Source organism: Mycobacterium branderi (genome assembly GCF_010728725.1).
Lineage (GTDB): Bacteria > Actinomycetota > Actinomycetes > Mycobacteriales > Mycobacteriaceae > Mycobacterium > Mycobacterium branderi.
Genome location: NZ_AP022607.1, coordinates 458,018 through 474,565, shown reverse-complemented (window position 1 = coordinate 474,565; position 16,548 = coordinate 458,018). Strand labels below are relative to the sequence as shown.

Genomic DNA, 16,548 nt, shown 5'->3' with positions numbered 1-16,548 from the left:
TTTACCGGTGTGAGCCTTGGGGCACGGCGCGGCTGATGTGGCCTTAATCGCCACAGCGCCACGGGTATCCGTCCTGAGTATGTGGCAAAGACTGCCTGGCAGCTCAAATACTGCTCTTTCTCGGATTTTCTGGATGCGGTTATCAAACGGTTAGTCCGGCGCCAGCGTATTGATGCCGATGCTGAAGCACTCGGCAAACAGATTCTTTGGTCCTGTGGAGATGGGACCACCGGTGGATAATGTGGGGCTGATCGACGTGACCGCTGGTGATATCGACTTCATGAGCCAGGTGGTGTTCCCTTCCGGTCAGTGGGCATGTAGCCGCCCGTTCTTTTTGCCTTCTGGCACTGGAGATCTCGGCCGCCAGCGGCCGCGACAGCGCAAGGTTCGGGCGCGCAGTTTTCCCAGCTACCCGGCAGGGGAGCGGCTCGGGGAAAACTTCGCGAGCCCTTGGGCCCGAAGCGGGGCGAAGGCCGCGGCCTTGCGCGCAGCGGACCGCCGGCCACAATCGGTGGGCCAGAAGGCAAACCGGTACGGGGCCCCGGTCCGGCGGACCGGGCCAATGCTGTTGGGGCACGCGAATGGCGTTCTGAAAGGAAATCGGAACCGGACGGTTCGCTGCGTTGCGCGCGGTGCCATTCCGTCTTCAAATGCGCAGGTCAGCGGCTCGTTCGTGTTCACTGTGTCCACGTAGGGTCGGACTGTTTTTGCCCGTCTTGGCACACTCTTGGCACAACGGGGGTTTTGTCGTCAGGCGCTCGGTCGCGCCGGCGTGGCATGCGGCGCGCGTCAGGCCTTGTCGATCTGGCCGATCCAGGTATTGATCTCAGCGACCGCGGCGTCGAGTGAGAGTTGGATGCTCGCCGATTCCGCGGCCCGCTTGTAGTCGTCCCCCCAGTGGGCGTGTCCGATTACGGTTGGCGGCCAGGTCCTGGCCGGCAAACCGAGTTGCTGGGCTTCGGCGGCTCGGGCGCGAAACAGAGCCGCTCCGGCTGCATGGATTTCGGCCAGCGTGGGGCTTCCGGTCTCGGCTGCGAGGTCGCGCAGCAGGAGCAGGTCGACTACGTCGCGGGCACGATCGTTAAGAGAATCTGGCGGTTTGTGGGGGTCAGAGACCGCGTGGAGCTTCTGCGCAATCTGAAAGCGCATGGCGATCCCAACGAGGGTTTCGGGGTCCGGCAGTCCGAACCCACTCAGTGGTGGCGGCTCGATGACTTCGAAGTCTTGGCCGATGCCTGACTCGTCGGCTGAGACTTCGAATTGGATCCGTCTCCAGGTGACGCCTCGGAGCGCGATGACGATGTCGAACCGGCGCGGCTTGACGATCTTCGTAGGAGTATTGACGACCTCGACCTCACCCCGGCGCAGCGTGAGAGGTCCCCAGGGCTCCGCCAGCGCGTCCTCCAACGCCAGAAAAAAGGCGTCTAGATCGCCCCGGACGAGTCCGTCGACGTCCTTGGTGGGGCGGGCGGTCGCGGACAACCGATGCTGCAATAAAGTGCCGCCCTTCAGGAGGAACAGCTGCCTTCCGTCGGCGTCGATCGCACGTTGGACGCAAGCGATAGCGACCGACGACGCAACGAGCCAGCCGAGTCTGCCGCCCCTGGCCTCCTGGCCGAGCTTGCCCTCGGCTTGAACAATCCATTGGTTCAAAATGGCCGCCGAGGCCGGCTGCTTGGTCTTGGGCTTCAGCGTGCTCAACAGGGCGGCAAGCCGAGAATCGAGGCGCTCACGACTCATGGCGTGCCTCCAATTGCTTTGCCAGCTCATCACGTTCGGCGGCCTTCAGGTAACCCTGGGCGTGACCCCGTTCGATGGCCTGCCGCAGTAGGTAGGTAGGAGTGCCGTATGCGATGCACTGGGCAATAGCCGTTGCCGGTGTGACGGTGGGAATCTCCTGCCACCAGCCGATCTGCGTTGGCGCGAGGTCCTGTCGGTGAATGACATAATCATCACCGCCGGTGCGGCGCAGGCGGCGGCGCTTGGCGATGGTCACATGGATCCGATTCGGGTTGACGTCGCTGATTTCGTAGGCGTCGAGCGCGGTTTCGTGGCTGAGGCACGCCTCAGGTGCGCGCGTCCACAGCACTGCAAGCATGTAGGGGTCGTACTGACTGACGGGGAACCGTGGGAATCGGTAGACCCCGTGCGCGACACGGGTCAGTGTGCCCCGGTGAACGAGCATCTGCAGCGCAAACTTGTCCACGCCCAGAGCCACGGCCTGCTGAGCAGTCACAAACCCGAGCTGCGTGCTCGCAATATCCCACAGCTCATCCCGCGCTAAGGGCGTCTTGGTCATGGCAAAAGTATAACGGAACCGTAGTACTTTCGACACCACGCGATTTCTTGCTTTTCGCCCTCGGGGTCGCGACTGTTTGAACTGGTGAGAGCCGTTTTCTTTCGTGGCTGCACGATACATACAGCCGGGTGCGCGCCCACCTGCACACAGCAAGACGCGGACGAACACCTGGCTTTTGGGCCGAGCATCCACCACTCGATTCGCACCTTCGTCGTCTGGGCCAAAAAGAGCAGGATCGATATCGAGGTACGCATCGATCACCGCCGAGCCAAGTCGACCCGTGTACGCACCCAAAAACAGCGGCTGGCGTGGTTGAAAGAACTGCTCTCATGGTTCTCATTAACCGAGCGCTGGTCCCCGCGCGGTGATTGTCGGGACGATCGTATCGTCACTGTCCGCCCACGTTTCGGATTCTCCAACCTTATTTAGACAGCACGTTATTCAACTCCAAATAAACTGGGTTGCAATGGAATTCGCGTTAATCATCCTCTTGGCTGTCGGGTCTGATTACAACCTTATGCTGGTCTGTGTGCGATTGCCGGGAAACCATGTCGGGTGCTGGCCGTACGATCGACTGGATGGCAAGTCCTTCTGAATTAGTGGCGGTCGACCTGAGCGAGCGCGAACGCGGCTTCATCGACGCGGTTCTGCGCGAATGGGGTGGTTCGGCAGGCTCGGCACCGATGCCAATCGAAGTGTTGGGACTGTCGACGTGGGACGAGTTCGACGCGCTCACGGACCGGCTCCGCGGTGCCATAACCCGTGGCGAGCCGCTAACCAATCTGGACTGGGCGCGTGCCCTGTTCCTCACCGAGGTCGGCTGGGCCAGCGATCTGGTCGGCTCTGGTCTAGATTTTTCGATCGTCCGCTTCGCCGACGAAGAGGCAGTCAAGCTGCTGCGGGCGCTGCAACGCAAGATCAGCAATCGCCAGCGCGCTCAACTGCTCTTCCCGGGCCGCGGGCGGCCCCGCAACGTGGAAGAACTGGAACGCGAAACCGCCAAAATGCTCCAAGAAATCGGTAAGGACTGGCCGAACACCGGCTCCAACCCGTCCTGATCACTTGATCCATATACCCTGCAGGTCAAAATTAGCGGTTCGCGACCGTAATTGGCATTTGTCGTAGCTGATTAGCGCAGGGCTCGGCCTCGGTTCAGTCCCGTTAGTGGCCCGCCTCTTGGTTCCTCACGGCGCCGCTCAGATGATCTGGTAGCCGATTTCGGCGGCTGCGGCTTGTGCGAGCGTCCAGACCAGTGGTTGGGCGAGGGGGCGGGAAAACGATGGCGCCGCGGGCATGGCGTCGGCCGAAGCGGTCCACAGAACTACGTTGAGGCGCCCTGTCATGGTGGAGGGCGCTTGCAGACCGTCGAGTTCAGGCCAGGTTAGGTAAATCGCGCGGGCCCAGCGTCGGCAAGTGGATCGCGGTGCGCCGAGCAGTGCCGCCGACGCTGCGTTGCGCAGCAGCCAGGTCCCGGACAAGTCCAGCAACTGCAGAGCCCGCGTGGGCTCCCACGCGGTGAGCCTCGGTGCGCCGGCGCGCGTGTCGATGACGCGCGTCGATTGGTAAACCTCGGCAAGGGCGGTGGCGACGTCGCACGCGGCGTAGAGCACGCTGTCGTGATGGTCGGCGGGTGGTGGGCCTGGTTGGGGGTCCCAGCGCATCGACGGCAGTGGGCCGTAGGTGCGTAACTCGTTCCACGGCCGGACGTGTTCGCCCGTGCTGCGGTGGACTCGCCACAATATGCCCGTGTAGTCGACGACGTCGTCCGGTTCTTTGGTGAGGCGGTCAGGCGGTGTTCGCGGGACTTTCGGCTTGGGCCGATTCACCAGCGGGCGAGATCTGCTACGAAGTCGGCGATCAGCGTGGGATCACCGCCGGCGGCGAGATGTTCGATCGGTGTGCGATCGCCGAAATCTGGCTGCGGTGTATTCATGAAACCTTCCACCGCCGCGGGTGTTACGTCGCGCGGTATCGCAGGCACGATCACGTCTAGACCAGGAAGCAGCCGCTGGCCGAGGAACTGCCAGCGAGGTATGCGGCGGCTTCCATTGATGTCGAACGCCCACAATCCTTTTCCGATGATGCGCCGAGACACCCGGGACCGGTCGATCCCCAGCAGGGCGGCGGCCTCCTTGATGCTCATCGACCCAGAGAGGGCATCACCGAGCTCCTGTACGGCCGAGCGCGCGTGAGCCTGGCGTTCCTGTTCGCCAGACCAGTTGTCGATCACCGCGGTGGCGCCGGCGCCGGCGTGGGCGCGAAGAAATCGCACTTCATCGGTGGAGAGAGGCGCTGCCCCGGCACCGGGGATTGTCGCGAACGCGGAGTCCAGCTGGTCTAAGACCTCTTCGCTGGTCATATCCACCTGATGCCTTTCCAGCAGCGCATCCAGCCCCCGGAAACCCGATCCACTCATAACGCACATCCTAGCACGCGCATGCTGCTTTGTGCCATCGTTCGGTTTAGTCGACCGCTTCGCTTTTGCTTGCGCTTATCCCGAACGGTGAAACGGTTTGTCTAGCCTCACCCCTGGCCGCTCACGGGGTCCCGCGTGTGAAAGTACAGGCGCACTACCTGCACTTTTCTGCCTTTGATCGGCAACAAGCCGCGGATCGTACCGCAGTCTCGGACCGTTCAGCTGCAACAATAAGTTGCTGCGTAACCGTTGCACTGTGTGTTTGAATCTGTAGCAGCGCGCCGCGGACGATGCGGGCGATCAGCGAAAGGCTCAACCGTGACCTCTGCGATTCAGCTTCTCGCCGATGTGCCCGTCGGCGCCGAGCACCCGAATGGGTCTAAACGCCGAACCGGCGCCTTGCAACAGCTTTAAGGAGTCATTCCATGCGAGTTTCCGTGATCGGCCAAGGGTATGTGGGTCTGCCCCTGACCATGGCGCTGGTCGAGGCCGGGCACACCGTGCTGGCCGTCGAGTCCGACCCGAACCGGTTAGCCGCGCTGCGCCGCGCCCAGTCCTACATCGTCGACGTGTCTGACGAGGCGTTGTCGCAGGCGCTGGCCACCCGACGGTTCACACCGGTCCCCGACCTGCAGGGCCAGCAGCACTCGGATGTCTATTTGATCACCGTGCCCACCCCGGTCAACGCCGACGACGAACCCGACCTGCGCTATCTCGACGGCGCGCTGGACACCGCCGCGCAGACCGCACAACCCGGTGCACTGGTCATCGTCGAGTCGACGCTCTACCCGGGCGCCACCCGCGGCCATGCGGTGCCCCGGTTCGAGGCACGCTCACGGCTGCGCTCGGGCATCGATGTGCACTTCGCCTACAGCCCCGAACGCATCGACCCGGGCCGCGACGACAGCTATGTCGAAATACCCAAGATCGTCGGCGGCATCGATACCCAGGGCGCACTGCTGGCGTCGTCGTTCTATGAAACCGTGTTCAAGAAGGTGATAACGGTCTCCAGCGCCGAAATCGCGGAATACGTCAAGCTTTTCGAGAACATCTTCCGCTACGTCAACATCGCGTTCGTCAACGAGCTCAGCCAAAGCGCCCGGGCGATGAACATCGACCTGCGCGAAGTGGTGGCCGCCGCATCGTCCAAACCCTACGGCTTCATGCCGTTCTCGCATGGCCCCGGTGTTGGCGGACACTGCCTGCCCAACAACATTCACTACCTCAACCACGCGCTGCGCGGCGCCGGGCGTTCAAGCTCAATCCTGACCGCGTGCACCCAGGTCAACAACGGTGTCGCAAACTATGTCGCCGATCGGATCGAGCAGGCTCTGCAGGCGGCCGGCAAGTCCGTGGCCACGGCCAGCGTGCTGATCCTGGGGCTGGCCTACAAGCCGGGCATCGCCGATGACCGGCTGGCGCCGACCTATGCGATCAGCGCCGAACTGGCCGGCCGCGGCGCCCACGTGAAGGTCGCTGACCCGCATGTGCCTGCCGCCGTGGCCGGTGAGCACTTCACCCGCGTCGAGCTGACCGCCGCCCAGGCGGCCGCCGCCGACATCGTGGTGATCGCCACCGACCACAAAGACTTCGACTACGGCCTGGTGCTTGACCACGCGCCGCTGATCTTCGACTGCCGGGGCCGGTTCGACTCGCAGCGGGTCGAGCAGCTGTGAACACACCGAAGATCACCTGGCAGCACTCCTTCGACGGATTGCGTCCCGAGCAGATCGACGAGCGGTGGGTCGCTGATGGCTGGGGGCTGGAAGCCTATGTTTTCGACGGGCACGACCTTGCCGACGAGCAGCATTGGCAAGCCCTGCACGCCAGTCTGCGCCAAGCGCGCAGGCTCGGGGTGACAACGCTGAGCACGCATTTTCCCACCGACCACGCCGACTGGGTCGGCGACCCGGCGATGTTCGCGGCGCTGCTGCGGTTCTGCGAGCTGGCCGCCGCTCATCACGCCGACGGGGTGGTGCTGCACGCCAACCAGTTTGTCGCCGAACGCGATTGGCTGACCTACGACCTGGCCGGTGCGCGCCGCAGAGTCGTCGACCGGCTCGGGGAGCTCACCGAACGCCTGCGCGGCTACCCGCTGTGGATCGGCGTCGAGAACCTGCCGGTGATCGGATCCGAGGGCATCGACTATGACCCGATCTTCGTCTATCCCGGCGACTTCGATCCGCTCGCCGAGCTGGGGTCACCGCTGCTGGGCGTCACCTGGGACCTGTGCCACTGGGCGGTCACCCACTCCACGGCGGCCTCGATCGCCCAACTGCAGCGCCGCCCCAGCGATTCGACCCTGATGGACCTGCCCGCGCTACCCATCCGTCACCTGCACTTCGGCTCGTACTACGGACATGCGATGCCGTTTTGGGCCGGACACTGCTTCGAAGGTGCCACCCCGCAGCGCGGCGAAGCCGACGCGCAGCTGCTGGCCGCGGCCCTGCGCCACGCGATCGACACCGCCGAGCCCACCGACGGTGCGCTCGGTGTCGTCTTCGAAGTACAAGAAGCCGACTACCAGGCCCGCTCCAGCTGCTGGGAAACCGTGGCCTGGGTGCACAGCACACCGCCGCTTGCCGATTTGACCAGCGCAAGGAAAACCCATGTCTGAACTGCCCTATGCCAAGCCCTACTGGGACGGCGAGGAAGCACAGGCGCTGCGATCGGTGCTGGATTCCGGGATGTGGACGAACGGCAGCCAGGTCGCCGAATTCGAGCGCCTGCTGAGCGAGATCACCGCCGCGCCGGTGATCAGCCTGTCCAGCGGCACCACGGCGATCTTCGCGTTGTTGCACGCGCTCGGCGTGAACTCCGCCGGACCGAGGCTGTTGGTGACTCCCACCCTGAACTTCGCCGCAGCCGCCGCCGCCGCCCGGCTGCTCGGCTGGGATGTCGGGCTGTGCGACGTGCGGCGCGAGGATCTCAACATCTGTCCGGAAAGCCTTGCGACACTGCTGGAATCCGTCGACGGGCGATACGCCCATATTGTGGTCGTACCGGTGCACTACGCCGGCAACCCGGTCGATGTGGAGTCGCTGGCCGAAGTGTGCGCTCGCCACGGCGCCGACCTGGTCGAGGACGCGTGCCACGCGATCGGCGCCGGCTACGGCGACGGGACGCCGGTCGGCTCGTCGCGCGCGTCGCGGGCAGCCTACTTCAGCTTTCACCCGGTCAAACCGATCGGCGCGGGCGAAGGCGGCGCCGTCGCCACCCATGACGAAGCGCTGCGCGACAGGCTGCGCGCGTTTCGCAACCACGCCATGACGCCGGTCGCACCCAGCGACGACGACCTCGCGCCCTGGCCCTACGACATCGACACCCCGGGGGCCAACTTCCGTCTGTCGGAGTTCCACGCCGCCCTCGGAGTGGTGCAGGCGCGCCGGCTCGAGACGGCCCGGCAAGCGAGAGCTGTTCAGGCGCAGCGCTACCGCGCCGCCTTTGAGGGACTGCCCGCGCTGCGCACACTGGCCACCATCGGGCGCGCTCGTTCGGCGCACCACCTGTTCCCGGTGGTGTTCGACCTCGACGAACTGGGCATGGCCAAGCGCGACGTGATCGCGTTCCTGCGCGCGGCGGGCATCGGCTGCCAGGTCCACTACACACCGTTGCACCGGCTGGGCGCCTTCCGGCGCTCGCTGGCGCCGCCCACCGGCTTTGCGGTGATGGATGCGATGTATCCCGGGCTGCTGTCGCTGCCGCTGTGGTACGGCATGTCCGAACTCGACCAGGACCGGGTGATCGCCGCGGTCAAAGAGCTGGTGAGCCGACCCGGCGCCAGTCATCGACAGGAGGAAAAGCGTTGACTACCACCCTGATTACCGGCGGCTTCGGCTTCCTGGCGACCTGGACCGCCAAGGCGCTGCACGACGCGGGCCACGATGTCGTGCTGGTCGACAACCGCCCCCTGGAGGGCTCGTCGCTGCAAATGTCCGGGCTGCTGTGCGCACCGGGGATCACCGCGGGCCGCGCCGACATCACCGAGTTCGGCGCGCTCGACCGATTCGGGCCGGTGGATTACGTCGTGCATGCGGCCGCCGTCCTCGGTGTCAGCACGGTGCGCGACCTGCCGGCGCGCACCCTGCAAGTCAACATCGACGGCACCCGGGTGGCGCTGGACTACGCGGCGCGGGTGGCGAACTGCCGGCGCTTCCTGCTGCTGAGCACCAGCGAGGTGTACGGCGACGACGCCGCGCACGCCACCGAACAGTCCTGGCTGTCGGTGCGCACCGACGACCCGCGCTGGTCATATGCGGTCAGCAAAATCGCCGCCGAGTCGTGGGTGTACGCCTACCACGCCGAACACGGGCTGCCGTTCTCGATCGTGCGGCCCTTCAACGTATTCGGGCCGCTGCGTACCGGCGGCTACGCGGTCAGCGCGTTCGCGCAGCAGGCTCTCACCGCAGAGCCGGTCACCGTGCACGGCGACGGTTCGCAGACCCGGGCCTGGTGCTACGCCGGTGATTTCGCCGACGGGCTGATCCGCTGCCTGCTCGACCCGGCCGCCGAGGGGCAGGCATTCAACATCGGCGACGACCGCGCCGAACTCACCGTCAACGAGCTCGCCGAGCGGATCGTGCGCTACAGCGGTTCGGGCAGCAGCGTGTGCCACCACACCCGCAGCGGTCCGGACATCGCCCGGCGCCGCCCCGACATCAGCAAAGCCCGCGCGCTGCTGGGCTACGACCCGCGAAGCGACTTCGACGCTCGGCTGCGCGAAACCGTGGGGTGGATCAACGACCACGACAGCTGGGCCCTGCACAGCAAGCAGATCGCAGCGCCGTCCCGATGACCGAGCTGGCGCCGGAAACCGCCGATCTGCGCTACCCACCGCCGCCGGGCTGCCCGCAGCTGGTGCTGCATCCCAGCCGGCTCACCCTGGGCGCGCTGGCCGCGACAGCCGTGGCCGGGTGGGGGCCGACCACGTCGGCGCGCCGCCGGCTGTGCGCGACCCTGCTGGCCGAAACACCCAACGGCAGCGCTGTTTTGACGCAGTCCGGGCGCGCGGCGCTGCGGTATGCGTTGCAGCGCTGCGGTGCCGGCCCCGGCGCCCGGGTGGTGCTGTCGACGTTCAACTGCCCGGCCGTCGCCGACGCGGTCCTGGCCACCGGCGCCACCCCGGTGCTGGTGGACTTCGATCCCGACAGTGGTCCGGCGTTCGGCGACGTCGATGTCGAGGACACCCTCGTGGTGCTCACCAACGGGCTTAGCCGCGACGAGTGGGCGCAGCATGGCCGGTGGCTTTCCCGGCGCGGCGCCACGCCGATCCTGGACTTGGCTCAGGCGATCCCGTCAACGACGCTGATCAGCCAATACCTGCCCGCAGGTGTGCCGATCGTGCTGAGCTTCGGGGTGGGTAAGCCACTCGGCGGCGTCGGTGGCGGTGCGGCGCTGTTATGCGCCGCCGACCCGGCCGACGACCTCGGCCCGGCTGAAACAACCGGCGGCGCACAGCTTTTGGCCGCCGTCACCCAACGCTGGATCGAATCCAGTCCCGGCCCGGTGCGCGCCGCCGTGGCGCGCCGCTCGCAACGCCGGCCCGGCTGGTCACCCAGCAAGGCCGCGCATTTGCCGCAACGCTGCGGCGACGTCCCGCTTCGTGGGCCGGGTCGCTGGCAGACCGCGGCGGCGGCGGTGCTGCTGCGCGACGCCGAGCGGCTCAGCGCGTCCGCGCGGCACACCCACCGAACGCTACTGGCAGAACTCGGCCCGCGGCTGCGCTGCGCCCGGTTCGTCCCGGGGGCACAGCCGTGCCTCAGCGGGGGTGTGGAGCTGCTGTTCACCGAGCGCGGCCACCGGCACCTGTTCGCCGCCCGGCTGGCTGCGCTGGGCATCCAAACCGGTTGGAATCACTACCCGTTGCACAAACTGGCGCAGTATCAGCGGTTCGCGAGCGGCCAGATGCAGCGTGCCGAGCAGCTGTGGACCCGGGTCCTCACGATTCCCAAACTGCCGCAACGCCGCCCTGTCGACCGACTCGTCGACGCTTTGTTGACCGCCGATGCGGCGCTGGCGCAGGAGGTGCGGTGATGGTGGCGCACCACACCGGTGTGCAGACGCTGTCGAACGCCCAGTGGGCCGAGCGCCTGCAGGCCGCGGCCCAACCCGTCCCGTTCGGCCGGGCGCCCTGGATCGCTGTGGGCCTGATCGACTCGCCGCAGCTGCGCTTCACCCCCGTCCAGATCGACGGGCCGGGGGACGGGCCGCTGCTGATCCCGTTGTGCCGCAACGGCGATGAGGCGCAGATCGGCGCCTACGGCTACGGCATGGTGTATCCCGCCGCCGGCCGGCCCGCCGGGCAACCGCTGCCGTTTTCGGCGCTGGCCGCCGCACTGGGCGACACGCTCGGACTACGCGAGATCCACACCCTGCTGCCGCCGCCGCTGCCCGGCCTGCCCACCTGGCTGGACACCTGGCCCAGCTCACCGGGCCGCGACACCTACCTGCTGGACCTCTCAGCAGGCCCCGACGCCGTGTGGGCGGCGGCCAAGGGCCGGATGCGTACCGCGGTGCGCCGCGCCCAGACCTGGGGCTTGTCGGTCACCGTAGCGACGATCGCCGACGCCGAAGCCATCGACACGCTGCACGCGGTGACAATGGCCCGCCACGACATCACCCGAGGTGAGCGCGCCGAACAGCTGCGCGCACTGTTGGCTCAGCACGACGATGCGGTGCTCGCGGTGCTCGCCCGCAGCGGCCGCGGCGTCGAAGCGGCCAGCGTCTTCGCCGTCGGCGGTCGCCTCGCCTACCACGTGATGCAGCTGACCTCCGATGACGGGCGACGCACCAACGCCGGCTACCTGTCGTTCTTCTCAGCCCTCGGCGCCCTGACCGCGCGCGGAGTGCAGCTGGCGGATCTGGGCGCGGCCGGCAACGACGGCCAGGCCCGATTCAAAACCGATTGGGGCGCAACAGCACACGCCACCCGCCGGGTGGCCTGGCGCAAAGGAGAGTCCGCATGATCTTGACCGCGCACCAGCCCGCCTATCTGCCGTGGCTGGGCTACTTCGCGAAGATGGCCACCGCTGATGCGTTCGTGGTGCACGACCTGAGCCGATTCGACCGCGGCGGAATGGTGAACCGCAACAAGATTCGCACCGCCGCCGGCGAACAGTGGCTGACGGTGCCGATCCGCCACGCCGACGTCCGCGACGAGCACACCCTTGACACGATCGCGGTCCTCGACGACGGTTGGCGCCGCCGGCACTGGAAGGCCATCCAGATGGCGTATCGGCGCGCCCCGCACTTCGCGGAGCACGCCGAATTCCTGGCCGACTACTACTCGCGGCCCTACCCCACGATCACCGAACTGTGCCTGCCGTTCATCGAATACTGCCGGGGCCAGCTCGGCCTGACGATGCCGCTCTACCGCAGCTCCCAGCTGGCACTGGGCGACTTCGACCGCACCTCCATCATTGCGGCGCTGAGCGCGAAGTTCGGCGCGGACACCTTCGTCACCGGCATTCACGCCCGCGACTACCTGCAGTGGGAGCGCCTGGGCGATGTGCGCGTGCAGGTGTTCGAGTACCACCATCCCAGCTACCCGCAGCGTCATGCCGGTTTCGTGTCGCACCTGTCGGTGCTGGATCTGCTGATGAACTGCGGACCGCACAGTCGCGCCATCTTGACCGCAACCGCGCTCGCACAGCAGGTTTCGCCGTGACCCGGGTCCTGGTGGTCGCCGCGCACCCCGACGACGAGGTGATCGGGCCGGGTGGAACCCTGGCCAAACACGTGCGCGCCGGCGACACGGTGGCGGCGTTGATCTTGGCCGAAGGCAAAACGTCGCGCGCCGACGACGCCTGCCTGCCCGAGAGCATGCGGCGCTCGCTCGACGAGACCAGCGCTGCCCTGAGCGAGCTGGGCGTCGCGTCGTGGCGACGACTCGATCTGCGCGACAACCAACTCGACAGCTATCCGTTGTTGACGCTGGCCCGTCACGTCAGCGACGCGGTCGAGGAATTCAGCCCGCAGGTGGTGTACACCCATCACAGCGGCGACCTCAACATCGATCACGAATTGACCGCGCGGGCCACCATGATCGCCTGCCGCCCGCACGTGAGCCCGGTGCGTTGGCTGCTGTCGTTTTCCACCTTGTCGGCGACCGAGGCCGGCTACGCCGGGCGGCCGGTGTTTCAGCCATCGGTGTACAGCGACATCAGCGACACCCTGGACACGAAACTCGCGGCGATGAGCCACTATTCGTCCGAACTGCGCGACTTCCCGCATCCCCGCTCGCTGCAGGCTCTGCGCAGCCAGGCCGAACTGTTCGGCGCCGCCGCGGGCGTGGCCGCCGCCGAAGCCTTCAGCGTCATCCGCGGCACCTGGAGTGCCGGGGGGCAGACACCGTGAGCGCTTGGCGCCGCTGGCCGGTGCTGCTCATTTGCGCGTCGGCGCTGTTTGCGGTCGGGCTGGACACCACCGTGCTGCAGATCGCCGTCCCGGCCCTCGCCCACGACCTGGCGCCCGGCCCGAACGCCACCTTGTGGATCCTGGACAGCTACGCGCTGACCCTGGCCGCGCTGCTGGTGCCCGCCGGGGCGTGCGCCGACCGGTTCGGCCACCGGGCCATGTTCGCCACCGGCGTGGCGCTTTTCGCCGCCGGCTCGGCGACCGGCGCGCTGGCGGCCACGGCCGGTGCGCTCATCGCCGCCCGGATGATCACCGGTGCGGGCGCCGCGCTGCTGCTGCCCTCCTCGCTGAGGCTGATCCGTCGTAGCTTCGGGGAGCCCAAACAGCGGATTGCCGCGCTGGGAATATGGACCGCCGCCGGGTCGATCGGCTCGATGGCCGGACCGGTGCTCAGCGGTGCACTGCTCGAACACTATTGGTGGGGCGCGGTTTTCGTCATCAACCTGCCGCTGTTCGCGGTGCTGCTGCCGGCCGCGCTGCGACTGGTCCGCGCCGACACAGCCGGTCCGGGCGTGGGCCGGCAGCAGCGCCGGGTCGATCTGGCCAGCGTCGTGGTGGGGGTGCCGGCGATGTTCGGGCTGGTGTACTGCCTCAAATCGGCCACCCACCTGCACTTCTCGCCGGCGTTGTGCGCCGCCGTGGTGACCTCGCTGACCGCAATGGTCTGGTTCGTGCGACGACAGCACCATCTGCGCGAGCCGCTGCTCGACCTCAGCCTCTTCCGCATACCGGGGTTGGCCACCTCGATCGTCATCGTGCTGGGCAGCGTCATCGCCGTCACCGGTGTCGAAGTGCTGTTGGCCCAATACTTTCAATACGTGCTGGGCCTGGGACCATTCGCGGCCGGCCTGCGGGTGGCCCCGCTGGCGATCGGCACCGTCGCCGGCGGCCTGGCCGGCGCCCCTCTGGCGGGCACGTGCGGGCCGCGCGCCGCGCTGCGCATCGGACTCGGCGTCGCGAGCACCGCGGCCGCGGTGCTCGCCGCCACCGGTGAGCTCGCCAACCCGGCGCTGGTTGGCGCGAGTCTGCTGTGCCTGGGCGCAGGCGTCCAGGTCGCCGCCAACATCTGCTCGGCACGAGTCCTGTCAATCGCTCCCGCGACCCGTGCCGGGGCCGCAGGCGCCCTGGACTCCACCGCATTCGAATTGGGCAGCGGATTAGGCGTCGCGATCCCCGGCGTGCTGGCCGCCGCCTACTACACAGCCGGCGTCGACGCGAACGCCGGCCTTTCACCGGCGCTCAAAGCGCACGCGCACCGCTCCATCGCCGCAGCGTTCGACTACGCGGCCGGTCTCCCGGCCGCGCAGCACACCGCCGTGATCGATGCCGCTCGGCACGCGTTCGGCTCCGCGACGCACATCTGCGTGGCGCTGAGCGGGTGTTTACTGCTGATGTGCTGGGCGATGTCCGCCCGGAGGGAAAGGAGCACACCATCACTCACAGCATCCGCGCCTACCGCGCAACCGATTTCGACGACTTCGTCGCGGTGAGCCGCGCGGCCGACCAGCTCTATGCCGACGCGGGGATGGTGCTGCCGCCCGACGAGCCGACCGTGCTGACCCGCCAGGCCGAGCGCATCTTCGTGGCCGGTGACCCGCTGGTCGGGTTTGTCGCAGTCGAATGGGTCGACGGCAACATTCACGTCGCCCAGCTTTCCGTGCACCCAGGCCACGGCAGGCAGGGTCTGGGCGCGCGGCTGCTGCAACGCGCCGTCGACTACGCGGCCGAGCGCGGCGTGCCCGCGCTGACGCTGACCACATTCCGCGACGTGCCGTGGAACGGGCCCTGGTACCGCAAACGGGGTTTCACCGATTTCCCCGAGTCGCAGTGGGGCGAGCAACTGCGCGCGATCTGGGCCGAGGAACAAGCGGCAGGGATCGCGATCGCGCCGCGGGTCGCGATGCACCGCCCCGTCGACACCTGCGATGGCTAAGCTGGTGCGCTTCCTGAGCCGCGCCGCCGCGGTGCTCACCGCGGCGGCGCTGTGCGCGGTGCCGATCAGCGCCGAGCACGCCTCGACACCGGCGCTGGCGTGGCGCGACTGCCACACCGACAAGACGTCGCCGCGGCTGCAGTGCGCGACGATCCTCGTCCCGCTGGACTGGGCGGACCCTACCTCAGGCGCAATCACCCTGGCGCTCAACCGGATTCCGGCAGCTGACCCGGCGCACCGCATCGGCGTCCTGATCACCAACCCGGGCGGTCCGGGCAACTCCGGAGTCGACGACGTCGCCCAAGAAGGAGCCGGTCCCGGACCGGAACTCGACATCGTGAGCCAGCGCTTCGACATCATCGGACTTGATCCACGCGGGGTCGCACACAGCACACCCGTGCGCTGCCCCAGCCCGATACACGACCCCGGCCTCAATACGTTCCCGGACTCCGAGCAGACCTACGCACTGCTGGTCGCGGCGAATCGCCGGGCGGGCCAACAGTGCTCGCAGCGCACCGGCCCGTTGATCGGCCACGTCGACACCATCAGCGCCGCCCGCGACATCGACGCGGTGCGGGTCGCCCTTGGTGAATCGACCGTGTCGCTACTGGGGGAGTCCTACGGCACCGAACTGTTCAGCACCTACCTCGCATTGTTCGGGCAACGGGTGCGCGCAGCAGTCCTCGACGGTGCCGTCGACCACACCCGATCCACCTGGCAGGACGCTCAAGACGAGGCGATCGCGACCGAAGAGCAATTTCATCGCTTCACCGCGTGGTGCACCCACGAGCCGACCTGCCCCCTGGGCGGTGTCGACATCGCCGGCCGCTTCGGCGACATCCTCGCGCGAGCCGATGAGAGTCCCCGCACCGTCAACGGGACGCGCGTCGACGGGCGCCTGATCACCCAGGCCGTTTACGAACTGCTGTTCCGCAACGACTGGCCCGAACTGGCCCGGCGGCTGCGACTCGCCTTCGCGCCCGGCGAACCGAACCTGATCGCGTTGGCCGCCGGCCATCTTTCGCCCGATCCGGGGGAGGCCGCCAACACCGCGATCGGCTGCCACGACCTGCCTTCGGAGATCAGCGGACTTGGCGACCTGCAAACCAAAGTGCGCACACTTCAACAGCTGGCACCGCTGACGTGGCGCTACTCGGAGACCTGGGCGTGGTCCACGTCATGTCTGGGCTGGCCGATCCCGTCGGCCAATCCGCCTGCACCGCAACATATCCGAAACACCTCACCGGTGCTGGTCATCGATTGCACACACGACCCGGCCACCCCGATCCAATGGGCGGTCGCACTCGCCGGCCAATTCGAGCGCGCCCACCTGGTGACCGTCGAATGCGACGGACATACCGCCATCACCCACTCCGCGTGGGCGCGCCGCCACGAGGCGGCGTTTCTGATCGAGCCATAGCCGGCCCGCGGCGCTTCGGTGCAGATGTCGTGCAGCGGATCAACCTTCCTCGACGCGTTCGGATC

16 protein-coding genes and 1 pseudogene are annotated in these 16,548 nt (G+C 67.4%); 13 read left to right on the top strand and 4 right to left on the bottom strand.

The annotated features are described in order from the left end of the window. Window positions 1-789: 789 nt before the first annotated feature. A complete protein-coding gene (locus G6N47_RS27310; RefSeq protein ID WP_163659930.1) occupies window positions 790-1,740 on the bottom strand; it encodes a nucleotidyl transferase AbiEii/AbiGii toxin family protein in 951 nt (316 codons plus the stop codon). Then, on the bottom strand, window positions 1,730-2,299 hold the full coding sequence (locus G6N47_RS27305; protein WP_083134025.1) for a type IV toxin-antitoxin system AbiEi family antitoxin domain-containing protein: 570 nt from the start codon (window positions 2,297-2,299) through the stop codon (window positions 1,730-1,732). The genes G6N47_RS27310 and G6N47_RS27305 overlap by 11 nt, the downstream gene beginning before the upstream one ends. 302 nt (window positions 2,300-2,601) lie before the next feature. Between G6N47_RS27305 and G6N47_RS27300 the strand changes: the two are divergent. Further along, window positions 2,602-2,825: pseudogene (locus G6N47_RS27300) on the top strand (MMPL family transporter); the annotation flags it as partial. A gap of 73 nt (window positions 2,826-2,898) precedes the next feature. Then, window positions 2,899-3,357 carry a hypothetical protein gene (locus G6N47_RS27295; RefSeq protein WP_179966479.1) on the top strand — a complete coding sequence of 153 codons (459 nt, stop codon included), beginning with the start codon at window positions 2,899-2,901 and terminating at the stop codon, window positions 3,355-3,357. 138 nt (window positions 3,358-3,495) lie between these two features. Here G6N47_RS27295 and G6N47_RS27290 read toward each other — a convergent pair whose 3' ends face one another. After that, entirely contained in the window at window positions 3,496-4,125 is a 630-nt protein-coding gene (locus G6N47_RS27290) for an RES family NAD+ phosphorylase (RefSeq protein ID WP_083134024.1), read from the bottom strand. Continuing rightward, complete coding sequence (locus G6N47_RS27285; protein ID WP_083134023.1) at window positions 4,122-4,715, bottom strand: helix-turn-helix domain-containing protein; 594 nt, start codon at window positions 4,713-4,715, stop codon at window positions 4,122-4,124. The genes G6N47_RS27290 and G6N47_RS27285 overlap by 4 nt, the downstream gene beginning before the upstream one ends. Before the next feature lie 425 nt (window positions 4,716-5,140). On the opposite strand from G6N47_RS27285, the gene G6N47_RS27280 reads away from it, so the two are divergent. The 11 genes from G6N47_RS27280 to G6N47_RS27230 are packed head-to-tail and all read left to right on the top strand — an operon-like array spanning window position 5,141 to window position 16,483. Continuing rightward, window positions 5,141-6,391, top strand: a complete 1,251-nt coding sequence (locus tag G6N47_RS27280) for a nucleotide sugar dehydrogenase (RefSeq protein ID WP_083134022.1) — start codon at window positions 5,141-5,143, stop codon at window positions 6,389-6,391. Beyond that, a complete protein-coding gene (locus tag G6N47_RS27275) occupies window positions 6,388-7,332 on the top strand; it encodes a TIM barrel protein (RefSeq protein ID WP_163659928.1) in 945 nt (314 codons plus the stop codon). Before G6N47_RS27280 ends, G6N47_RS27275 begins: the two co-directional genes overlap by 4 nt. Then, the gene (locus tag G6N47_RS27270; protein WP_083134020.1) at window positions 7,325-8,524 is read left to right on the top strand and encodes a DegT/DnrJ/EryC1/StrS family aminotransferase; all 1,200 of its coding nucleotides are present in this window, start codon (window positions 7,325-7,327) and stop codon (window positions 8,522-8,524) included. Before G6N47_RS27275 ends, G6N47_RS27270 begins: the two co-directional genes overlap by 8 nt. Then, entirely contained in the window at window positions 8,521-9,510 is a 990-nt protein-coding gene (locus G6N47_RS27265) for an NAD-dependent epimerase/dehydratase family protein (RefSeq protein WP_163659926.1), read from the top strand. The genes G6N47_RS27270 and G6N47_RS27265 overlap by 4 nt, the downstream gene beginning before the upstream one ends. Continuing rightward, on the top strand, window positions 9,507-10,748 hold the full coding sequence (locus tag G6N47_RS27260) for a DegT/DnrJ/EryC1/StrS family aminotransferase (protein WP_083134018.1): 1,242 nt from the start codon (window positions 9,507-9,509) through the stop codon (window positions 10,746-10,748). Before G6N47_RS27265 ends, G6N47_RS27260 begins: the two co-directional genes overlap by 4 nt. Continuing rightward, on the top strand, window positions 10,748-11,680 hold the full coding sequence (locus G6N47_RS27255; protein ID WP_139799691.1) for a GNAT family N-acetyltransferase: 933 nt from the start codon (window positions 10,748-10,750) through the stop codon (window positions 11,678-11,680). Before G6N47_RS27260 ends, G6N47_RS27255 begins: the two co-directional genes overlap by 1 nt. Then, window positions 11,677-12,381: a WbqC family protein gene (locus G6N47_RS27250; RefSeq protein ID WP_083134016.1), complete on the top strand. Its 705-nt coding sequence runs from the start codon at window positions 11,677-11,679 to the stop codon at window positions 12,379-12,381. The genes G6N47_RS27255 and G6N47_RS27250 overlap by 4 nt, the downstream gene beginning before the upstream one ends. Continuing rightward, window positions 12,378-13,070 carry a PIG-L deacetylase family protein gene (locus tag G6N47_RS27245; protein WP_083134015.1) on the top strand — a complete coding sequence of 231 codons (693 nt, stop codon included), beginning with the start codon at window positions 12,378-12,380 and terminating at the stop codon, window positions 13,068-13,070. The genes G6N47_RS27250 and G6N47_RS27245 overlap by 4 nt, the downstream gene beginning before the upstream one ends. After that, window positions 13,067-14,620: an MFS transporter gene (locus tag G6N47_RS27240; protein ID WP_163659924.1), complete on the top strand. Its 1,554-nt coding sequence runs from the start codon at window positions 13,067-13,069 to the stop codon at window positions 14,618-14,620. Before G6N47_RS27245 ends, G6N47_RS27240 begins: the two co-directional genes overlap by 4 nt. Then, a complete protein-coding gene (locus tag G6N47_RS27235; protein WP_249025614.1) occupies window positions 14,524-15,063 on the top strand; it encodes a GNAT family N-acetyltransferase in 540 nt (179 codons plus the stop codon). Before G6N47_RS27240 ends, G6N47_RS27235 begins: the two co-directional genes overlap by 97 nt. Next, window positions 15,056-16,483, top strand: coding sequence for an alpha/beta hydrolase (locus tag G6N47_RS27230; protein ID WP_083134013.1), 1,428 nt, complete (start codon window positions 15,056-15,058; stop codon window positions 16,481-16,483). The genes G6N47_RS27235 and G6N47_RS27230 overlap by 8 nt, the downstream gene beginning before the upstream one ends. Window positions 16,484-16,548 lie beyond the last annotated feature (65 nt).